Source organism: Streptomyces cellostaticus, assembly GCF_001513965.1.
In the GTDB taxonomy this organism is placed as follows: Bacteria; Actinomycetota; Actinomycetes; order Streptomycetales; family Streptomycetaceae; genus Streptomyces; species Streptomyces cellostaticus.
The window spans coordinates 671,723-689,402 of the sequence record NZ_KQ948016.1 but is presented as its reverse complement, the minus strand read 5'-3'; the positions used below and the strand labels follow the sequence as shown (position 1 = coordinate 689,402).

The window sequence follows — 17,680 nt, the reverse complement described above, 5'->3', positions numbered from 1 at the left end:
GGCGGCTCGGCTCCGTAAACCTCGACGGTGCCGTGCGCAACGGGCCGCCGCGCACGCGAGCCGGTCAACATCCCGTGCGAGGCAGTCCGGCTCACCGCCCTGCGGCGGCTCACGGTTGCGGGCCAGCGCCGGAATTGCACCGGCTTTCCCCCGTACGGGTGTGATGACGACCTCGGCCACTTTACCGGCAGCCACGAACGGGCTGAGGAGTGGCTGTGGACGCACAGGGGCGGTGACTAAGGTCACGGCCATGACGATTACGGGGAGACTGCTGGGGTCGGGTCGTTCGGCCGACGTGTACGAGATCGACGGCGCATGGGTACTGCGCCGGGACCGCGAGGGCTGGGGGGACGCGGCCGCCGAGGGGGCCGTGATGGAGCACGTACGACGGCACGGGTACCCGGTGCCCCGGATACGGCCCTCCGGCTCGCGTACCGACCTGGTGATGCAGCGGCTGGAGGGGCCGACGATGCTGGGCGCGTTGGCCGAGGGCCGGATCGGTGCGGCTGAGGCGGGCACGCTGCTGGCCGGGCTGCTGCGCCAACTGCATGCCGTACCGGGCCGGGACGCGGCCGCACCGGGTGCGCGTGTGCTGCACCTCGACCTGCATCCGGACAACGATGGGGGTCCCCCCGGCTCGAACGAAGTTGAGAGCTGGGGGAGCTCACCGCCGACGGGCCCCGGGTCATCGACTGGTCCAACGCCGAGGACGGGCAACCGGGCCTCGACTGGGGCATGTCCGCGGTGATCCTCGCCCAGGTGGCCGTCGGGGGCGAACCCATCGCCGACGGGGCCCGGGCGATGCTCGCAGCCCTGCTCGCCGACCCCTCGGACCTCACCGACGAGGGACTGGCCGAGGCCCGCCGACGCCGGGCAGCCAACCCGACGATGAGCCGCCGGGAGGTCGAACTCCTCGGAAAGGCAGAGGAGTTGATCAGGGAAGTGGCGGCGTGGTCGGCGGCTTCCGTGACGCCGGTCCAGGCAGAAGTCGACGAGGGCCGTATGTGACGTCGGTCTGCCCATCCGTCAGGCACCGTTGCCTGGAGCCGGCCTGAGCCGCCGGGCAGGCCCTACGCCGCGTGGGTCCGCAGGCTCGCCGCAGGGATGATGCCCGCCGTCAGGTGGCGGGCCATGCGGTGGAGTCCGTGCGCAGGTGGCCGTCGGGGGCGAACCCTTCGCCGACGGGGCCCGGGCGATGCTCACAGCCCTGCTCGCCGACCCCTCGGACCTCACCGACGAGGGACTGACCGAGGCCCGCTGACGCCAGGCAGCCAACCCGACGATGAGCCGCCGGGAGGTCGAACTCCTCGGAAAGGCAGAGGAGTTGATCAGGGAAGTGGCGGCGTGGTCGGCGGCTTCCGTGACGCCGGTCCAGGCAGAAGTCGACGAGGGCCGTATGTGATGTCGGTCTGCCCATCCGTCAGGCACCGTTGCCTGCAGTCGGCCTGAGCCGCCGGGCAGGCCCTACGCCGCGTGGGTCCGCAGGCTCGCCGCAGGGATGATGCCCGCCGTCAGGTGGCGGGCCATGCGGTGGAGTCCGTGCGTGCACTGCGCCGGGTCCTCGCCCACCACCACCCAGTGCGCGAGCCGGTCGGTGACGTCCGCGTGCGCGGCCGCCGTCACCCGGTCGCCCTGCTGCCGGGTGAGGATCATGCGCTCGACGGACGACTCGTACGCGGCGGTGGGGTCCAGGTCCAGCCGGGTCAGGCGGCCGGTCGCCGCCGGGTAGGCGAACTGGATCGCGGCCGCCCGCTGCCGGGTCGGGGCCACGTCCGGAAGGCGGCCGGTGGCCAGGGCCGCGGCGGCCCGCGCCAGGTCGACGCCGGTGGCCCGCTCGACCAGCAGCGGGATCAGGTCGCCGGGCAGGTGCGGGACGACGTCGGTGACGCGGGGGCCGCGGGCGGTGAGCCGCAGGCCGATGTGCGCGACGGTGTGCGCGAGGCCGAGCGCGCGTACGGTCCGCTCCACCGTGTGGCGGAGGAAGGGGTTGTGCAGCAGCCCGTCGTGGGCGTGCACGGTGTGCCGCAGCGGCTGCCGGGCGGGCGGCGGGCCCGGGGTCGTACGGGTGAGCGCGGCGATGCGGACCTCGTCGTCGAGGACGACGGCCTCGGCCGAGACGAGCGGTCCCTCGGTGTCGTCCCGGCCCGCCGGCGGGACCTTGTGGCGGGCCAGCAGGGACCGTAACGCGGCCGGATCGGCGCAGGCCTCGGCCGTCTCCTGCGGGATGCCGGGCAGCCCCAGCCGGGCGGCGATCCGTGCGGCGGCGGGCAGTTGCTCCCTGGCCCAGGTCATGACGCCGCCGACCCCGTGCCGTGCCGCGTGCCGCGCGACCGCCTCGGCCGTGGCCGGTCCCTGGCCCGGGTCGGCAGCGATGCGGCCGGCCAGGTAGGGGAGCGCCCAGCCGGGCGGGGCGGCGCCGGCCAGTACCACCGGGTGGGCCGCCGCGATCCGCGCCAGCGCGAACTCGCCGTACGCGGCCGGCCCGCCGGCCTCGAGAAGAAGGACGGGATCCGGCATGGTCGCCTCACCTTCGTGGGGAGAAGGCGGACAGAGGAACGCCCCGGATGCTGCTCCCCCATAGGCAGCACCCGAGGCGGGTCGATCTTGCTCTCTGTACCTCGATCCTCACCTACCGCACCCTCAACTGTCAACGATTACTGCCTAATTCCGCAGGCGTTGCTGTCACGTCTGGAAGGTGCACGGGTGACCCGGTAGCCTCGCGTCAGCTCAGCCACCGAACGGACGACATGCCCAGGGGGGACCTCGGTGAGTGACGCCTACGCCCCGCTGGCCGCTGTGCTGGAGCGACTCGGGGAGCTGACCGGCCGTCCCGGCCGGCTGCCGGAGGTCCTGGATGTGGCCGACCTCTCCCACCGCACCGGCATACCCGTCGGTGTCGTCGTGGAGCTGCTCTCCGGCGGCCGGGCACCCGCGGCCGACCTCGCCCAACGGGTGCGGCAGCGGCTGGACTTCATCCGGGAGACCCGGCGCCGCCCCGACGGCAAGCGGTACTCGCTGGACGAACTGGCCAGGATCGCCGGAACCAGCCGGCAGTGGCTGAGCGTGTGGCGCAAGAGCGGTATGCCGAGCCTCGAACACGCCGACCGGCTGCGCAGGTTCTTCGGTCTGCCGGCGGGCTTCTTCGCCGCGGACGAACCGGAGGCGCTGCACGAGGCGTTGCAGCCGGTGCTGCAGAGCCTGGAGGCGGAGGCGGACCCGCTGCTGCGGCTGCGCGAGTGCGGGCTGGTCCGGCTGGCCGCGCGCGCCCCGCAGATGAATGCCCGTCAGCTGGCCACCCTCGCCGACCTGGTGGAGATGATCATTACGTCGGAGCAGACCGGGAGCCTCGGAGAGGCGAAGGGCGCCGGGCGCGCCTGATCCGGTTGCGGCGGCCGCGCCCGGTGCTCAGTGGGCGAAGGTATAGGGGTCCAGGGCGTCGTCCGGGAGGTGCTCCATGAGCATGCGTTCGCCGACGCCCGTCTCCGCCGCCAGCTGGAGCAGGACGTCCAGGGCCACATGGTCCTCGAGTGCGTGACCGGTGGAGTCGAAGACCGTCGTCCGGTGCCGGTACGGCGCCCAGCGTTCGGGATGGGAGCACACGGCCGACAGCCGGGGCCCGATCTCGGGCTCGGACAACTGCTGGCATTCGCCTTCGTGCCGCGCCTGGTCCAGGTGGTCGGGTACGACGAGTGCCGCACGCAGCAGCGGGAGGGGAAGCTCGGTCTTGCCGACCAGGTCGGCTCCGACCGCGTTGATGTGCGCATGGGGCTGGAGCCCGTCGGCGGACAGCACGGGTCCCTCCCCGACCCCGACGGTGGTGGCGGTGCAGATGATGTCGGCCGTGGCGACCAGCTCCGCGAGGCCGGCCGGGCGCACCTGAAGATCCAGGAAGCGCACGCGGTCCGCGAAGGAGGCCGCGTGGCTCGCCTCGATGTCGTGGACGAGGATCTGCTCCAGGGGGAAGACCCGGCTCAGGGCGTGGGCCTGGGTCACCGCCTGGGCGCCCGCCCCCACCAGCCCCAGCACCCGGCTCTCCGGCCGCGCCAGCAGCCGGCTGGCCACGGCGGAGGCCGCTCCCGTGCGGATCGCGGTGAGCAGTCTCGCGTCGCACATCGCGGTCAGCCGGCCGGTCTCGTCGTCGAAGCGGGTCAGCGTTGCGCTGATGACGGGTAAGTACTGACGCTTCGTCGTACGGAAGGGGGTGTAGGAGACCGTTTTGAGCGTCATGCAGTCACCGGGCACGTGGTACGGCATCCACTCGATCGACCCGGTGTCCCCATGGCACCGGCTGAAGCCGGCCCGGGCAGGTGCGACGCCTTTGCTCTTTTCGGCCAGGGCCCGGTGCAGTCGGTCGATGACCAGATCGGCGAAGACGTCACGGCCGCAGAGCTCGACTATCTTTCCCACGTGACGTTGCGTCAGAACCAGGGCGTCCATGTGCTTCCTTCCGGAGGTCGGGCGGGCAGCCCACAGTGCTGAGCGGGCACGCGGGGAGATCGGTCGGCCTTGCCGAGCACCTGTACGCCGGCTGATCCGAGACCGTGGGGAAGGCGGAGGCGGAGGGCGGCAGGCGATGGCCACGGGCCGTAAGCGGTGTTGTGGGCCTGAGGTCCCACTGGCTCGGGCGAACCGTCATCGCAGGTGTGCGGTGATCCTGCTCCCGCGCACTGTGATTGTCAAGATCTTCTGCATTGTCATGCAGAAGAACCTGACGCTCTGGTTGTCTGCAAGATGACCGGATACCCTCACGTCTGCCTCAGCAGCAGAACAGACGACGCCCCCCGGAGAACGCTCGGTGGCTCACGACGACGCATATGCCAGACTGGCCGAAACCCTGAAGGCCCTGGCCTTCGCGGCCGGGCAGCCGGAACGACTCACGGAGGTCGAGGCCGTGGACGTCGCCGCGTTGTCCCAGCACACGGGCATCGAGCAGCAGGTCGTCAGCACCCTCCTGAACGGCGGCCGCGCACCGGAGACGTCGGTGCCCGCGCGGGTGCGCCAACGGCTGGATTTCCTCCGTGCGCACTACTTGCGCAAGGACGGCAAGCCGTACTCCCAGCAGGAACTGGCCGCCATCGCGGGCGTCACCCGGCAAACGCTGAGCGAGTGGTACAAGAGGGGCCTGCCCGGCCTGGAGGCTGCGGAGAGGCTGCGTCAGTTCTTCAATCTCACGCCGGGGTTCTTCACCACGGACGAGCCCACGGCCCTGAACCTCGCCCTCGCTCCGGTGCTACGGGAGCTGGAGCGCAGGTCGGACCCGCTCGGACCCCTGCGGACCCAGGCGATGTACCGCCTTGCGCGGCGGGCACCGAGCATGCCGGACGGGGCACTGGAGGGCCTTTTGTACTGGGCGGAGCGGATCACCCGCCCGCACGACGAAGCAAGCGGGACCGTGTGACGACGTAATCGGAGAGCGCTCTCTCGGGGATGAGACCGGAAGTGGCATGCAGGTGCCACGTTTTGGCCATTCGTCAAGCCTTGGATCACCCCGTTTCCGTGGTACATCCCTTTCCTCCCGCGCACGGTTAAACGCAGCAGGTGGCTGAAGCGACAGGGGCTTGGCATATTTGCGACCACACGTGACCGCCCTGCCACGTTGAGCTGCGGACCGGCCCGACCGCGGCTCCTTCCACTTCAGTCGAGGGCCGACGGGGAGAATGGTGCGTACGACCAGGAAGATGCGCCGGCTTGCCAATGCGCTCATCGACCCCCTCAGGGTTCCGATTCCCGCAGATCCCGGCGAGCTGCTGGACGCCCTGGTCGCATCGGCCTCGCAATGGCGAGGGCGCCCCATCGTGGTGCACATGGCCAATTTCCCGGCGCCGCACACCGCCACCACGGGACTGTGGATCGAACGCGACACGCGCGACGACATCATCATCGAGGCGGGCGCCCCGCCCTGGATGAAACTGGTGATCCTGGGGCACGAGTTGTGGCACATGGCAGACAACGACTCGTCATCACTCGCCGTGCACTCCGAGAACCTCTTTCCCTCGGCGGACGGCGAAAGCTCCCGGCCGGCCGCCGCACGCACCCGGTTCCTGGAAATCGCGGAGCAACGAGCCGACCTGTTCGGAATGCTGATCGGCGACCGGCTGCGCCCCTGGCTGAAAGCCTCCCCCGACTCCGTCTACGCGGCGCAGACCTCCTGCACGAATGATCTCGCCGGCCGTATCGGGGCGGCTCTCAATTACCGTGGGACCAACAGATGAGCGACTTGATCAACTACATAAGTAGCGGAATTCTGTGGCTGGGTCTGCTGGCCAAAATACCGGATCTCGTACGCCAGCGACGTGACCCGTTTCTGCTCTCCATCAGCAGCGTTCTGGCCTTTGCCTCGCTGTGCTTCCTGTTCGGCGCACCCCGCACGGTCGGGTTCATCAACTCCGTCAGCGGTGTGCGGAACCTGGCGGCTCCCCTGACCTACGCGGCCATCACGGCCTACAGCGCCGCGTCCCTGGTCCTCATCGTGCACTGGCGCGGCGGCCCGGACACGGCCCGCACCGCCCGGCGCTGGATCCTCGGATACGCGGCCGTCCTCGGCGGCATCGCCGCCATGTTCGCGCTGGGCCACACACCGGTGGAACGCCGGACGGACTTCGACACCTACTACGCCACCACGCCGTACATCGCCGAGCTGATCGTCCTGTACCTCGTCGCGCACCTCACGGCTGTCGTGGTCACCGCATACCGGTCACTGAGCTGGGCCCGGCACGTGAAAGGCCATCTGCGCGCCGGGCTGGTGACGCTGGGCATGGGCACCGTCCTCGGTGCCGGATACAGCGTTTCCAAGATCGTCGCCGTGACCGCCCGCTGGTACGGACACAACTGGTCCCGGCTCGGCACGACGCTCTCGCCGGCCTGCGCCGGACTGGGCGCGGCGCTGACCGTCGCGGGCACCGTGATCCCGCTGGCCGGCCCCTATCTGACGAACCGAGCCCGGTGCTGGCGCGCCTACGCGCGGCTCGGCCCGCTGGACCGGGAACTCGCGGAACTGCTGACCCGCGAGAGCCTGCGTGCTCCGCGGCCCTTCTGGCCCTCGCCCACCCGATGGCTGACCTGGCGCCAGACCGCCATTTACAACGGCCTGTACTACCTCGAGCGCTATTTCGACCAAGGGCTGTACCGGGAAACGTACATCGGTGAGCTGCATACGGCAGGCGATGCGCACCGAGCAGAAGCCGTCGCATGGGCCACCGCCATCACCGCCGCGACCCAGGCGGCGAGCGAAAGAGGGAAAAGGATCACGGCTGCCGGCGAATCCGAACCGCTTCCGGCACGCCCCGACCTTCCGGCACTTCTTTGCATCGCCGACGCACTGGCCGGCTGCGAGGGCGTAGTGGCCCTGCGCCTCGACGAGGGCGCCGCCCCTGCCGAATCGGTATGAGGCCGACTGCCGCATCGGTAGGAGACCGACGCTCACCCCCAGTGCACCCTCGCCCATGCTGAACGGAGCTCTCGACCCATGAGCCTTGTCGTGTACTCAGCGTCATGCTTGTTCGGGATGGCCGCCCTGCTGCTCTTCCAGAAGCCGCGCGTCGCCCTGAGAGAGCCGTTGACCGCTTCCACCTGTGCCGCGATCTTTCTCGGCGGACTGTGCTTCTTCTGTTCGGCGCCCGTCACCCTGGACGCGGTGAACGACCTCACCGGAATACCCAATTTCGGCGCTCCCATGACCTACAGCGTCATTTCGGCGTACAGCGCCTCGCTGCTGATTCTGCTCATCAACTGGCGCGGTGGTCCCGCCGACGGAATCCGGCTCTGGAGCGTGCGGATCGCCGCCGTGTACAGCCTGCTGATCGCCGCCATCATCACGCTGTTCACCCTGGGGGACGCGCCCGTCGAACGACTGCGGGATCTCGACACGTACTACGCGAACACCCCGTACATGCGGGAGATGATCGTTCTCTACCTTGTCGGACATGGCGCCTGCATGATCACCATGTGCAGGGTGTGTCTGCGCTGGTCGCGCGAAGTGACCGGAATTCTCCGGACGGGCCTCCAGCTCATCATGGTGGGCCTGGCGCTCGACGTGGTCGGGTTTGAATGCGCGAAGTTGACGGCGGTCATGGCCCGGTGGACGGGACACGACCTGGACTACCTGTCCACCGACGTCGCGCCGCCGGTGACCTCGCTGGGCGCCCTGATCTGCAGTGCGGGCTTCGTACTCCCCCGGCTCCTGCCCGCGGCCCAGGCCCAGTGGCGCAGCCTGTGGGACTACCGGGCGCTCGCCCCGCTCTGGGCCGAAGTCCAGAACGTGCCGACCGCCCCCAAGCCCGCACCCCCGCGCTGGCAACTGCCGCGCGGCAGGCTGTACTACCGCGAGCTGAGGATTCTGGACGCCCTGCTCGCCCTGCAGTCCCGCTGCGACGGCCGGATCCGCGAGGCGGCCTACCAGCAGGCGAAGGCCCAGGGCAGTTCGCCCGGCGAGGCGAACTTCGTCGCGGCCGCCGCCATGGTGGCCGACGCCGCACGCCAGGCCGGACAACTGCCGCCACCCGAATTTTCCGAGCCGGCAGGCACATCCCGCCTGCACACGGCAGTCTTTTCGGAAACAGGCGAACTGGTCCGTCTGTCACAGGCTTTGGCGACCTCACCCGTCGTCAGAGCAGCACGCGAAGGTGCGAAGCGGGCCACTCGAAGCTGAAGGACGCCGAAGGACTAGGAGTGTGATGTCGCGTAGAGCTGTCGTCATCGGTGCCGGCATAGCCGGCATGCTCGCCGCCGCGGCGCTGTCGCCGGTCGTGGACCACGTGGTGGTGCTGGACCGCGACGAGCTGCCCGACGGGCCCGAGCACCGCACCGGTGTGCCCCAGGGGCGCCATGCCCACCTGCTGATGCACGGTGGCCTGGAGGCGATGGAGAAGCTTGTTCCCCAGGCGGGCATGCGCGCGTACCTGCTGGCGGCCGGCGCCAGGCAGATCTCGCTCAGCTCCGGCATGCTGGCCCTCACCCCCGCGGGCTGGTTCAGGCGCTGGCGGCACGACGAGTACCTCACGATCACGTGCAGCAGGGCCCTGCTGGACTGGGCCGTGCGCACCGCGGTGCTGCGCAACACCAACGTCACCGTTCACCGGGCCCAGGCGACCGGGCTGCTCGGCAGCGCCCGTCAGGTGCTCGGCGTACGCCTGTCACCCGGGGCCGGCGGCGAGTTCGCCCCCGGCCTCCTCGCCGACCACGGGCTGCGCCTCACCGGCGACGGCCGGGAAGCCGAGCTCGACGCCGACTTCGTCGTGGACGCCAGCGGCCGGGGGACCCGGGTCCTGCGGTGGCTCGAAGCGCTCGGCATCCACGACGTCCGCGAGGACAACGTCGACTCCGGCCTGGTCAATGCCACCCGCGTCTACCGCGTTCCGCAGGGCGCGCAGAACTGGCCGCTGACCCTGATCCAGGCCGACCCCTACACCGGCCGCCCCGGACGCAGCGGCATGATCGTCCCCATCGAGAACGACCAGTGGATGGTCAGCCTGGGCGGCACCCGCGGCAGCGAACCCCCGAAGGACCCCGACGACTTCCTCGGATACGCCCTCGCACTGCCGAGCCCTCTGGTGGGCCGGCTCATCGCCGACGCCACGCCCCTCACACCGGTCTTCACCAGTCACAGCACCAGCAACTCCCGCCGGTATCTGGAGAAGGCCCGCGTCTGGCCCGACCGCTTCGTCGCCCTCGGCGACGCCGCGGCCACCTTCAACCCCCTCTACGGCCAGGGCATGTCGGTGGCCGCGCTCGGCGCCCAGTCCCTGGCCGAAGCCGTCCGGCAGACCGACGTCGCCGCGCCCGGGCTGGCCCGCCGCGTCCAGCGCACGCTGGCCGGGTCCGTCGAGGCGGCGTGGTCCGTGGCCGTCAGCACGGACGTCCTGTATCCCGGTGTGGAGGGCGGCAGCCCGACCCTGGCGCACCGCCTCACCGCGGGGTACTCACAGCGCCTGACGAAGGCCGCCGCCGGCTCCTACGCTGCGGCATCCGCCCTGTGGGACGTCACCTGCCTGCGCACGGGCCCGACGCGGCTGATGCGACCGGACGCCGTCCTGTCCGCGCTGATGGGCCCCGCGCTGCCCCCGCTCTCCGGCCCACCCCTGACGGCGGACGAGCGGGCCTTCCTGGCGCGCCTCGGCCAGGGTGTTCCCACTGCGGCCCGCTGACCGGAGTCACACCGCCACGTAGGCCACCGGCTCGCTCCCCGGCACCGGTTCCGCCCGGCCCAGCTTCACCAGGCGGCGCAGATGGGCCTCGGCCTCCGAGACCGCGATGGTTCTCGATCCGTAGGGGATGTCGGGCCAGGGCCGGTTCCACTCCATGCGCTCGGCCAGCTGCCAGGGGGTGAGCGGTTCGCGCAGGAGGGCCAGCAGACCGGTGAGGCGCTGCTCGTGGTGGACGAGCAACTCCCGTACCCGGCCGGGTGCGTCGCCGAAGGAGTACTGGTGGGCGGGGAGCACCTCGGCCGGGCCGAGGCGCCCCACCCGCTCCAGGGAGTCCAGGTAGTCGCCGAGGGGGTCGGTCACCGTGGCGTCGTCGGGATCCTCGTACAGACCGATGTGCGGGGTGATCTCCGGGAGGAGGTGGTCGCCGCTGAACAGCCGCCCGTGCCCCGGGCGCCGGGCGGGGTGCTCCTCCTCCAGGTGCAGGCAGACATGGCCGGGGGTGTGGCCCGGCGTCCAGATCGCCCGCAGCCGGCGGCCGGGCAGGCCGAGGAGTTCGCCGGGGACGATCTCGCGGTCGGGCAGAGCGGGGGCGAGACCGGGAAGGGTGCGGCGGCGCGGGGCGCGCAGCGGAGCGACGTGCTCCTCGGGCGCCCCGGCGGCCGTCAGCTTGGCGGCCATGTACGCGTACCAGCGCTCCGGACGCGTCTGCCGCGCCCTGCGCACGATCGCCGCGTCGGCCGCGTGCATCGCCACCCAGGCACCGGAAGCCTCCCGCACCTGCCCCGACAGCCCGTGGTGGTCCGGGTGGTGATGTGTGATGACGACCCCGTGCACCTCCTGGACCGACGTACCGCAGGCCGCCAGCCCCGCCGTCAGCGCGTCCCAGGAGGCCGGATCGTCCCAGCCGGTGTCGACCAGCACCGGGCCCCGGTCGGTGTCCACGACGTACACCAGCGTGTGGCCCAGGGGATTGTCCGGAATGGGCACCTGAACGGACCGTACGCCCCCGCCGTGATCGAACGTCTTCGCCATCTGTCCTCCGCCCCGCCGCCCGCACCCCACGGCCATTGCCCACTATAACTAGAACTGATATCAGTTCTGAAACAGCGTCAGAAACAGGCGGTGCGGCGGGAGGCAGTCGGTCATGACCGAGCTCGTGGAACACGGACAGCTGTTCATCGGCGGGGAGTTGAGCGACCCCCTGGGCAAGGACGTCATCGAGGTGATCTCCCCGCACACCGAGGAGGTCATCGGCCGGGTGCCGCACGCCGGCCGCCAGGACGTCGACCGGGCGGTGGCCGTCGCGCGCCGCGCCTTCGACGAAGGTCCCTGGCCGCGCGCCTCGCTTGCGGAGCGGATCGAGGTCGTCACCCGGATCAAGGACGGCATCCTCGCCCGGCACGAGGAGATCGCCCGGGTGATCTCCGCCGAGAACGGCTCCCCGTACTCCTGGAGCGTGCTGGCCCAGGCGCTCGGCGCGATGATGGTGTGGGACGCGGCGATCAGGGTCGCGGGGGACTGCACGTACGAGGAGCGCAGGGACGGCGTCCTCGGGCCGATCCTCGTCCGCCGCGAACCGGTCGGCGTCGTCGCCGCCGTGGTCCCCTGGAACGTCCCGCAGTTCGTCGCCGCCGCCAAGCTCGCGCCCGCGCTGCTGACCGGCTGCACGGTCGTGCTCAAGCCGTCCCCGGAGTCCCCGCTGGACGCGTACCTGCTCGGCGAGATCGCCCGCGAGGCCGGCCTGCCGGAGGGAGTCCTGTCCATCCTCCCCGCCGACCGCGAGGTCAGCGAGTACCTGGTCGGGCACCCCGGCGTCGACAAGGTCTCCTTCACCGGCTCGGTCGCGGCCGGCAAGCGGGTGATGGAGGTGGCCGCCCGCAACCTCACCCGGGTCACGCTGGAGCTGGGCGGCAAGTCGGCGGCGGTCGTGCTGCCCGACGCCGAGGTGGCGACGGCGGTGGCGGGCATCGTCCCGGCGGCCTGGATGAACAACGGGCAGGCCTGCGTCGCCCAGACCCGCATCCTCGTCCCGCGCGCCCGCTACGACGAGTTCGCGGACGCCTTCGCACAGGCGGCCACCGCGCTGAAGGTCGGCGACCCGCTCGACCCGGCCACCCAGGTCGGCCCGCTGGTCGCCCGGCGCCAGCAGCAGCGCAACCTCGACTACATCCGCATCGGCCAGGAAGAGGGCGCCAAGATCCTCACCGGCGGCGGCCGCCCGGCCGGCCTGGAGCGCGGCTGGTACGTCGAACCGACCCTCTTCGGCGACGTCGACAACTCCATGCGGATCGCCCGCGAGGAGATCTTCGGCCCCGTGATCTGCCTGCTCCCCTACGGCGACGAACAGGAAGCGGTGAAGATCGCCAACGACTCGGACTACGGCCTGTCCGGCAGCGTGTGGACGGCCGATGTCGAGCACGGCATCGACATCGCCCGCCAGGTCCGCACCGGCACCTACTCCGTCAACACCTTCAGCCTGGACATGCTGGGCCCGTTCGGCGGCTACAAGAACTCCGGCCTGGGGCGGGAGTTCGGCCCCGAGGGCTACGGCGAGTACCTCGAACACAAGATGATCCACCTGCCGGCGGGGTCGTAGGGATGGGCGACCGCTGGCACGTCGAGGTCGACCGGTCCGTCTGCATCGGCTCGGCCCAGTGCCTCCACCACGCCCCGTCCGGCTTCCGCCTCGACTCCGCCCGCCAGTCCCACCCCGCCGACCCGGACACCGACGCGAGCGAACAGATCCTGGAGGCGGCCGAGAGCTGCCCGGTGGAGGCGATCGTCATCACGCTGGTGGGCAGCGGGGAGCCGGTGTTTCCGCCCGAGGAATAGCGGTTCCCCTTGAGTAACAGGCCCGTTCAGTCGAGCCAGGCGAGCGGGTCTTCCTCGTCCTCCCCGGATTCCCGGACCGTTGTAAAGCTGACCGGGACTCCCAGCTCTGCAAGACCGGCAAGAACGTCTGGCGAGAGGTAGAGTCCCGTCCCTGATGATTCGGCAATGCCTGCTACGTCGACCTTCACCGATTTTCCCGCCTCTTTCAGCGCGTCGAGCGACGGCTTGCGGGGGCTGAGGAATCCGATAAGTTCCGCGGCCTGTTCATCGGGGCTTTTCGAGTGTCGTTCGTCAACGGTGAGCGTGGCCCAGTCGGGACCGGAATAGATGCCCACACCTTCGGACGAGGAGAACTCCTCACTGTCGGTGAGTTGCAACGCCGCAAGCAGAAGATCAGAATTCACTTCCTGGCCTGATACGACCAGGGACGTGCTCAAGTTACCCCACGGCTTCAACTTCGCTCCAGGTTCCATGACTGTTCTTTCAGCGTTCGTTCATATTGGCTGCGACCCAGAGGGGGAAGCCTAGACGTGCGATTCGCTTGAGTTCCTCCGGCTGGAGGGTGAGGGAGCAGTCGTTCCCGGCGAATCCGTAGATGTCGACGATCACTTCGTATCCCCGCTCGACCAATTGCGCGAGCTCGGTCCGCTTGCTTTCCACCGTGGAAAGGATGTTGCCCAGCTGCTCGTGAAAGTCCCGGCTGACATTCTCGTTGCAGTTGATCCCCCACTCTCCGTCGACCTTGCCCGGGTGATCCCATTTGCTGGGTCCCGGGTTGCGCACACCAGTGGGCTCGATACCGAGGAAGGATGTGATCTCCTCGGGCTGGAGATCGCGTCCCTTGACGACGAGTGACACGTCCGTCAACACCCAGTGGCGTTTTTTTGTTACAGGCATGTATGGCTCCTCACAGGTCGGAACATTCTACTTGAGCTCACGGCATGCCGCCCAGTGAACATTTCCCATGCCGGGCTTCAGCAGCTCGCTCAGGGCGGTCTCCTTGCCGACGGTCGTCGAATTCTCGAACACACTGAAACCTCCACCGCCCGATGAGACGGGAGGCGCCAGCGTGTAGTTCGGAATTACATCGCCCGGTCCGAACGTCTCCACGTAACCCCCCGGATATACGCCTCGCTCGACGGTCAGGCCGTTGAGCCCGGGAAGTGCGTCTCCGTGCTGCACGTAGAAAGAGATGTTGGTTCCCTCGGGAACCACGGTTTCGCCGGCCCTGCTTTTGAGATAGCCATGCCCTGCGAAGACTTTCTCCCCGTCCGGACGGCCACCGGAGAGCACCCGGTCCGCATAGTAACGGCCATCAGTGTCCGGCCATTTCTTGTTCACGATCTCCGGTTTGGAGTCGCGCAGCGCCTGCATGACGTCGGCACGCTCGGGCATGGGGTCCCCGGCACCTCTGGCGGCCTGACGCTCAAGGCCCTCCCGTACTCCGCGTTGCGCCGCCGACTCCAGGCCCTCCTTCGTCGCCGTCCGCAGGCCGAGCCGCAGTCCGCCGCGGGCGAGGCCGGCGCCCTTGGTACCGATCAGCTCGGGGATCAGGCGGCCGACGAACTCCGAGGGGTCCTTCTTGAAGCCGTCCACGGCGGCCTGGACGACCCGTTCGGGATGCGTGGCCGTGGAGACCAGGCCGGAGAGCGTCATGCTGACGTTCTGCAGGTAGGCGGCCGGGTGGGTGAGGTTGTAGGGGTCGGTGGGGTTCAGGCCCCGGACGAAGTTCAGCAGTCCGGCCGTGCCCTTGAGGGCGCCGCCGACGACATGGGTGAGTTCGGTGTTGACGGCCTGGTAGCCGTCGGAGAGGTTGTTGCCGAGGCGCTCCAGCGGCGGGGGTTCGGCGGGTGCGTGCGCGAGGGCCGCCTTGACCTTGCCCTGTGCCTCGGAGGCGGCCGTGTTGCGCTGCTTGCGGGCCTCGGCGAGCTTCTCGGCCGCGGCCTTGACGTCGGCCTTGCCGGGGTCCTTGAACGGCTCGGGCTTGGGGCCCGGGTCCTCGTTCGCCTTGATCTTGGCGTTGTAGGCGTCGACCTTCTTGTTGTACGCGTCGACCGCGTCCTTGGACGCCTTCACCCCCTTCTTGTAGAGCTCCACGGCCTCCTTGGCCTGGCCCTGCGCCCACTTGACGGTGCCCGCGTACGACTCCAGCGCCCCCGCCGCCGCGTTGCAGGCCTCGGCCGCCTGCGCCCACTTGGCGGGATGAACGCCGAACTTCTCCCGGAACGCGTTGCCGCCCTCGCCCTGCCAGCCGGAGGAGTCGACCTTCCTCAGCCCCTGACTGACCTTGTCGAAAGCGCCGTGGAAGTCCCGCAGGTGCTTGGCGCTCTCGCGGATCTTGTCCGGCTTGCCGTGGACGAGCTCGTCGGCCTCCTCGGTCTGGCCGAGCTGCTGCTCGCCGGGGGTGGCACCCAGGTCGGAGGCGACCTCGTCGCCCCAGTCCTCCACACTGTCGGCCCAGTCGTGCGCACCGACGTAGTCCAGGCCCTCGCCCACCTTGTCCGTGGCCCAGTCGACGCCCTCGCCGAGCTTCTTCTTGCCCGCGTCGTAGAGGTCCTCCGCACCGCCCAGCAGCGAGTTGGTGAGGTCTCCGAGCCCCATCAGCCCTCACCGCCCTGCTGCCCGGCCGCCTTGGCACGGGCCTCGGGAGACGGGCCGAAGGTGTCGTCCAGGAACTGGTTGTACTCCTGGTCCGACACCCCCATCGCGCCGTGCAGGTTCTCGGGGTTCAGGCCCGGCATCACGCCGATGGTGCGCGAGGTCATCACGTCCCGGCCCGCGTCCTTCCAGCCCTGCCCGCTGTTGGCCAGGGCCTGGTCGAAGGACTCCTTGCTGTAGTCCACGTTGCCGCTGTAGACACCGGACTTCGCGATGTCGCCCCAGCCCATCTTCTCGACGTCCTCCTCGGAGGCGTACGGATTGCCGATGGCCGCGTTGGTGACGACCTTGAAGGTGCCCTCGACGTACTTGTCGGTCTCGTAGTACGTGCCCGCCGCCAGGCCCGTCTTCTCGGCGAAGCCGTTGCCCTCGTTGATCAGCGACCGCACGCCCCATTCCCAGCGCTCGCAGAACGACTTGAACTCACCCGTCAGCCCCTCGTGGCCGAGTTCCAGCCCGGACAGGGCGATGTCACCGAAGCCGCGCCCGGCCCCGGCCTCGCCGACCATGCCGAGCTCCTTCAGCTCGCCCAGCGCCTCGGTCAGACCCTTGGCGATCAGGCCGAGCCCGTCGGTCTTCAGGTCCTTGCCGCCGTCGGTCACCTCGTGTCCCCCGTCCCCTTGTCGACGTCCACCGCCACCTCGTCCGGCACGATCCCGCGCACGGGCGGAAACACCATGCCTTCCTCGCCGTCCGCGCAGTCCAGGGCCACTCCGCACGGCACCCCGGCCGCGGGCACGGCCACGTCCAGCAGGCGTGCGCCGAGGATCGTCTGATACGTCCACTCGCGGGCCGGCTCGCCGCGCGCGACGGCGTAACGGGCCAGCGCCTGCTCGTCGGAGAAGGCCAGGAGGAAACGGAGGCCGCCCAGATCGGCGGTCAGCAGACCGCGTTCGGAGTCCGGGCCCGGGCCGTCGCCCAACGGCACCAGGACGGGGGTACGGCGGAACTCATCGAGCAAGGCGGCGAACTCCCGCCTGCGGACTTCGGCTTCGGCCGCTTCGGCGGAGGCCCGCTCCGGCGAAGGGACCGTCGAACGGCCCGCCGCGGGGCCCGCCCGCTCCGGTGACGGCTCCGGTTCCTCCGGTGCGGGAACCGTCATCTCCGCATAGTCGTACAGCCGTGACCTGGGAACGTCGTCGCGCGGTGCCTCGTCTGCCCCGCCCCCGTGTTCAGACATGCGGACCATCATCACAAGTGCACCGGCAGGGAACAACCTGCCGCCGTCACACCCTTGTCACAGCTGCGCGTCAGCGCGAGGCACCGGGGTCGGTCAGGTCGATCAGGCGGCACACCGTCTCGATGTCGATCTTCACTTGTGCGATGGAGGCACGGCCGGACAGCCAGGTGATCAGGGCCGAGTGCCAGGTGTGCTCGATGACCCGGACGGCGGAGAGCTGTTCGGGGCTCGGGTCCTCCAGGCCCATCGCGTCCAGGATGATCACCGTGGTCTGCCGGGAGACCTGGTCGACCTCGGGGGAGACGCTGCGGTCGGCGAAGGTGAGGGCGCGGACCATGGCGTCGGCCAGATGCGGCTCGCGTTGCAGGGCGCGGAAGGCGCGCATCAGGGTCTCGGCGACGCGCTCGGCCGCGGTCTCGCCCTGCGGGGGCTTCTTGCGCAGCGTGCCGTGCATGTGCTCCAGCTGGTCCTGCATGGTGGCGACCAGCAGATGCACCTTGGACGGGAAGTAGCGGTACAGCGTGCCGAGGGCCACCTGCGAGGACTCGGCGACCTCGCGCATCTGCACGGCATCAAAACCGCCCCGGCTGGCCAGCTGTGCGCTCGCGTGCAGGATCCGGCGGCGGCGGGCCTCCTGCCGCTCGGTCAGCGGCGGCGAGGAGGGCCGGACGCTACGCGCTTCCACCTTGGATTCCGCAGGCATGGGTCCCGTTCCGTGACAGTCGGTGAGGGCGTCTGTAGGGCATGTGATCATCCTGCACGGCGGGGGCCCGCGTCGTGGCGTGAATCACCTGATCCACTGCTCACAGCGCCCCTACCTGCCGGTAGATTCAGAGCCTCTTGAACGATCAAGTCTGAAACTTGTTCT

Annotated in this window: 17 protein-coding genes, 1 pseudogene and 1 riboswitch; of the genes and pseudogenes, 9 read left to right on the top strand and 9 right to left on the bottom strand. The window is 69.9% G+C overall.

The annotated features are described in order from the left end of the window. Positions 1-63 precede the first annotated feature (63 nt). Positions 64-211, bottom strand: a riboswitch (cobalamin riboswitch). A gap of 39 nt (positions 212-250) precedes the next feature. Further along, a pseudogene (locus AQI88_RS06730) lies at positions 251-1,008 on the top strand (BUD32 family EKC/KEOPS complex subunit). 456 nt (positions 1,009-1,464) lie between these two features. Here AQI88_RS06730 and AQI88_RS06725 read toward each other — a convergent pair. After that, the gene (locus tag AQI88_RS06725) at positions 1,465-2,517 is read right to left on the bottom strand and encodes an ATP-grasp domain-containing protein (protein ID WP_066993329.1); all 1,053 of its coding nucleotides are present in this window, start codon (positions 2,515-2,517) and stop codon (positions 1,465-1,467) included. Positions 2,518-2,766: 249 nt separating this feature from the next. Here AQI88_RS06725 and AQI88_RS06720 point away from each other — a divergent pair, with 249 nt between their 5' ends. After that, the gene (locus tag AQI88_RS06720) at positions 2,767-3,378 is read left to right on the top strand and encodes a helix-turn-helix domain-containing protein (RefSeq protein WP_066993326.1); all 612 of its coding nucleotides are present in this window, start codon (positions 2,767-2,769) and stop codon (positions 3,376-3,378) included. Between the two features lie 27 nt (positions 3,379-3,405). Here AQI88_RS06720 and AQI88_RS06715 read toward each other — a convergent pair whose 3' ends face one another. Beyond that, positions 3,406-4,407: an ornithine cyclodeaminase family protein gene (locus AQI88_RS06715; protein WP_244184053.1), complete on the bottom strand. Its 1,002-nt coding sequence runs from the start codon at positions 4,405-4,407 to the stop codon at positions 3,406-3,408. 388 nt (positions 4,408-4,795) lie between these two features. On the opposite strand from AQI88_RS06715, the gene AQI88_RS06710 reads away from it, so the two are divergent. The 5 genes from AQI88_RS06710 (at position 4,796) to AQI88_RS06690 (ending at position 10,142) form a co-directional block, all read left to right on the top strand. Further along, positions 4,796-5,398: a helix-turn-helix transcriptional regulator gene (locus tag AQI88_RS06710; RefSeq protein WP_066993322.1), complete on the top strand. Its 603-nt coding sequence runs from the start codon at positions 4,796-4,798 to the stop codon at positions 5,396-5,398. A 280-nt stretch (positions 5,399-5,678) separates the two neighbouring features. Continuing rightward, a complete protein-coding gene (locus tag AQI88_RS06705; protein WP_244184052.1) occupies positions 5,679-6,212 on the top strand; it encodes a toxin in 534 nt (177 codons plus the stop codon). Next, entirely contained in the window at positions 6,209-7,387 is a 1,179-nt protein-coding gene (locus AQI88_RS06700; protein ID WP_066993319.1) for an MAB_1171c family putative transporter, read from the top strand. Before AQI88_RS06705 ends, AQI88_RS06700 begins: the two co-directional genes overlap by 4 nt. A 117-nt stretch (positions 7,388-7,504) precedes the next feature. Continuing rightward, entirely contained in the window at positions 7,505-8,647 is a 1,143-nt protein-coding gene (locus AQI88_RS06695) for an MAB_1171c family putative transporter (RefSeq protein ID WP_317936626.1), read from the top strand. 25 nt (positions 8,648-8,672) lie between these two features. Then, positions 8,673-10,142: an NAD(P)/FAD-dependent oxidoreductase gene (locus AQI88_RS06690; RefSeq protein WP_066993313.1), complete on the top strand. Its 1,470-nt coding sequence runs from the start codon at positions 8,673-8,675 to the stop codon at positions 10,140-10,142. Positions 10,143-10,148: 6 nt separating this feature from the next. Here AQI88_RS06690 and AQI88_RS06685 read toward each other — a convergent pair whose 3' ends face one another. Next, positions 10,149-11,174 carry a Strvi_7410 family MBL fold metallo-hydrolase gene (locus tag AQI88_RS06685; RefSeq protein ID WP_066993310.1) on the bottom strand — a complete coding sequence of 342 codons (1,026 nt, stop codon included), beginning with the start codon at positions 11,172-11,174 and terminating at the stop codon, positions 10,149-10,151. Between the two features lie 112 nt (positions 11,175-11,286). On the opposite strand from AQI88_RS06685, the gene AQI88_RS06680 reads away from it, so the two are divergent. Both AQI88_RS06680 and AQI88_RS06675 read left to right on the top strand, forming a co-directional pair. Continuing rightward, positions 11,287-12,738 carry an aldehyde dehydrogenase gene (locus tag AQI88_RS06680; RefSeq protein WP_066993307.1) on the top strand — a complete coding sequence of 484 codons (1,452 nt, stop codon included), beginning with the start codon at positions 11,287-11,289 and terminating at the stop codon, positions 12,736-12,738. 2 nt (positions 12,739-12,740) lie between these two features. Continuing rightward, positions 12,741-12,974 carry a ferredoxin gene (locus tag AQI88_RS06675; RefSeq protein WP_066993304.1) on the top strand — a complete coding sequence of 78 codons (234 nt, stop codon included), beginning with the start codon at positions 12,741-12,743 and terminating at the stop codon, positions 12,972-12,974. 26 nt (positions 12,975-13,000) lie between these two features. Here the strand turns inward: AQI88_RS06675 and AQI88_RS06670 are convergent, their stop codons facing one another. The 6 genes from AQI88_RS06670 to AQI88_RS06645 form a co-directional block, all read right to left on the bottom strand. Next, positions 13,001-13,447 (bottom strand): hypothetical protein, encoded by a 447-nt coding sequence (locus tag AQI88_RS06670; protein WP_159050304.1) that lies wholly within the window; start codon positions 13,445-13,447, stop codon positions 13,001-13,003. 10 nt (positions 13,448-13,457) lie between these two features. Further along, positions 13,458-13,871, bottom strand: a complete 414-nt coding sequence (locus AQI88_RS06665) for a DUF4279 domain-containing protein (protein ID WP_079057423.1) — start codon at positions 13,869-13,871, stop codon at positions 13,458-13,460. 27 nt (positions 13,872-13,898) lie between these two features. Next, positions 13,899-15,575 (bottom strand): putative T7SS-secreted protein, encoded by a 1,677-nt coding sequence (locus AQI88_RS47470; RefSeq protein ID WP_066993297.1) that lies wholly within the window; start codon positions 15,573-15,575, stop codon positions 13,899-13,901. Beyond that, complete coding sequence (locus tag AQI88_RS06655; protein WP_066993295.1) at positions 15,575-16,234, bottom strand: hypothetical protein; 660 nt, start codon at positions 16,232-16,234, stop codon at positions 15,575-15,577. Before AQI88_RS06655 ends, AQI88_RS47470 begins: the two co-directional genes overlap by 1 nt. Further along, entirely contained in the window at positions 16,231-16,812 is a 582-nt protein-coding gene (locus AQI88_RS06650) for a hypothetical protein (RefSeq protein WP_066993779.1), read from the bottom strand. Before AQI88_RS06650 ends, AQI88_RS06655 begins: the two co-directional genes overlap by 4 nt. 70 nt (positions 16,813-16,882) lie before the next feature. Beyond that, positions 16,883-17,515, bottom strand: a complete 633-nt coding sequence (locus tag AQI88_RS06645; RefSeq protein WP_066993294.1) for a TetR family transcriptional regulator — start codon at positions 17,513-17,515, stop codon at positions 16,883-16,885. Between the last annotated feature and the right edge of the window lie 165 nt (positions 17,516-17,680).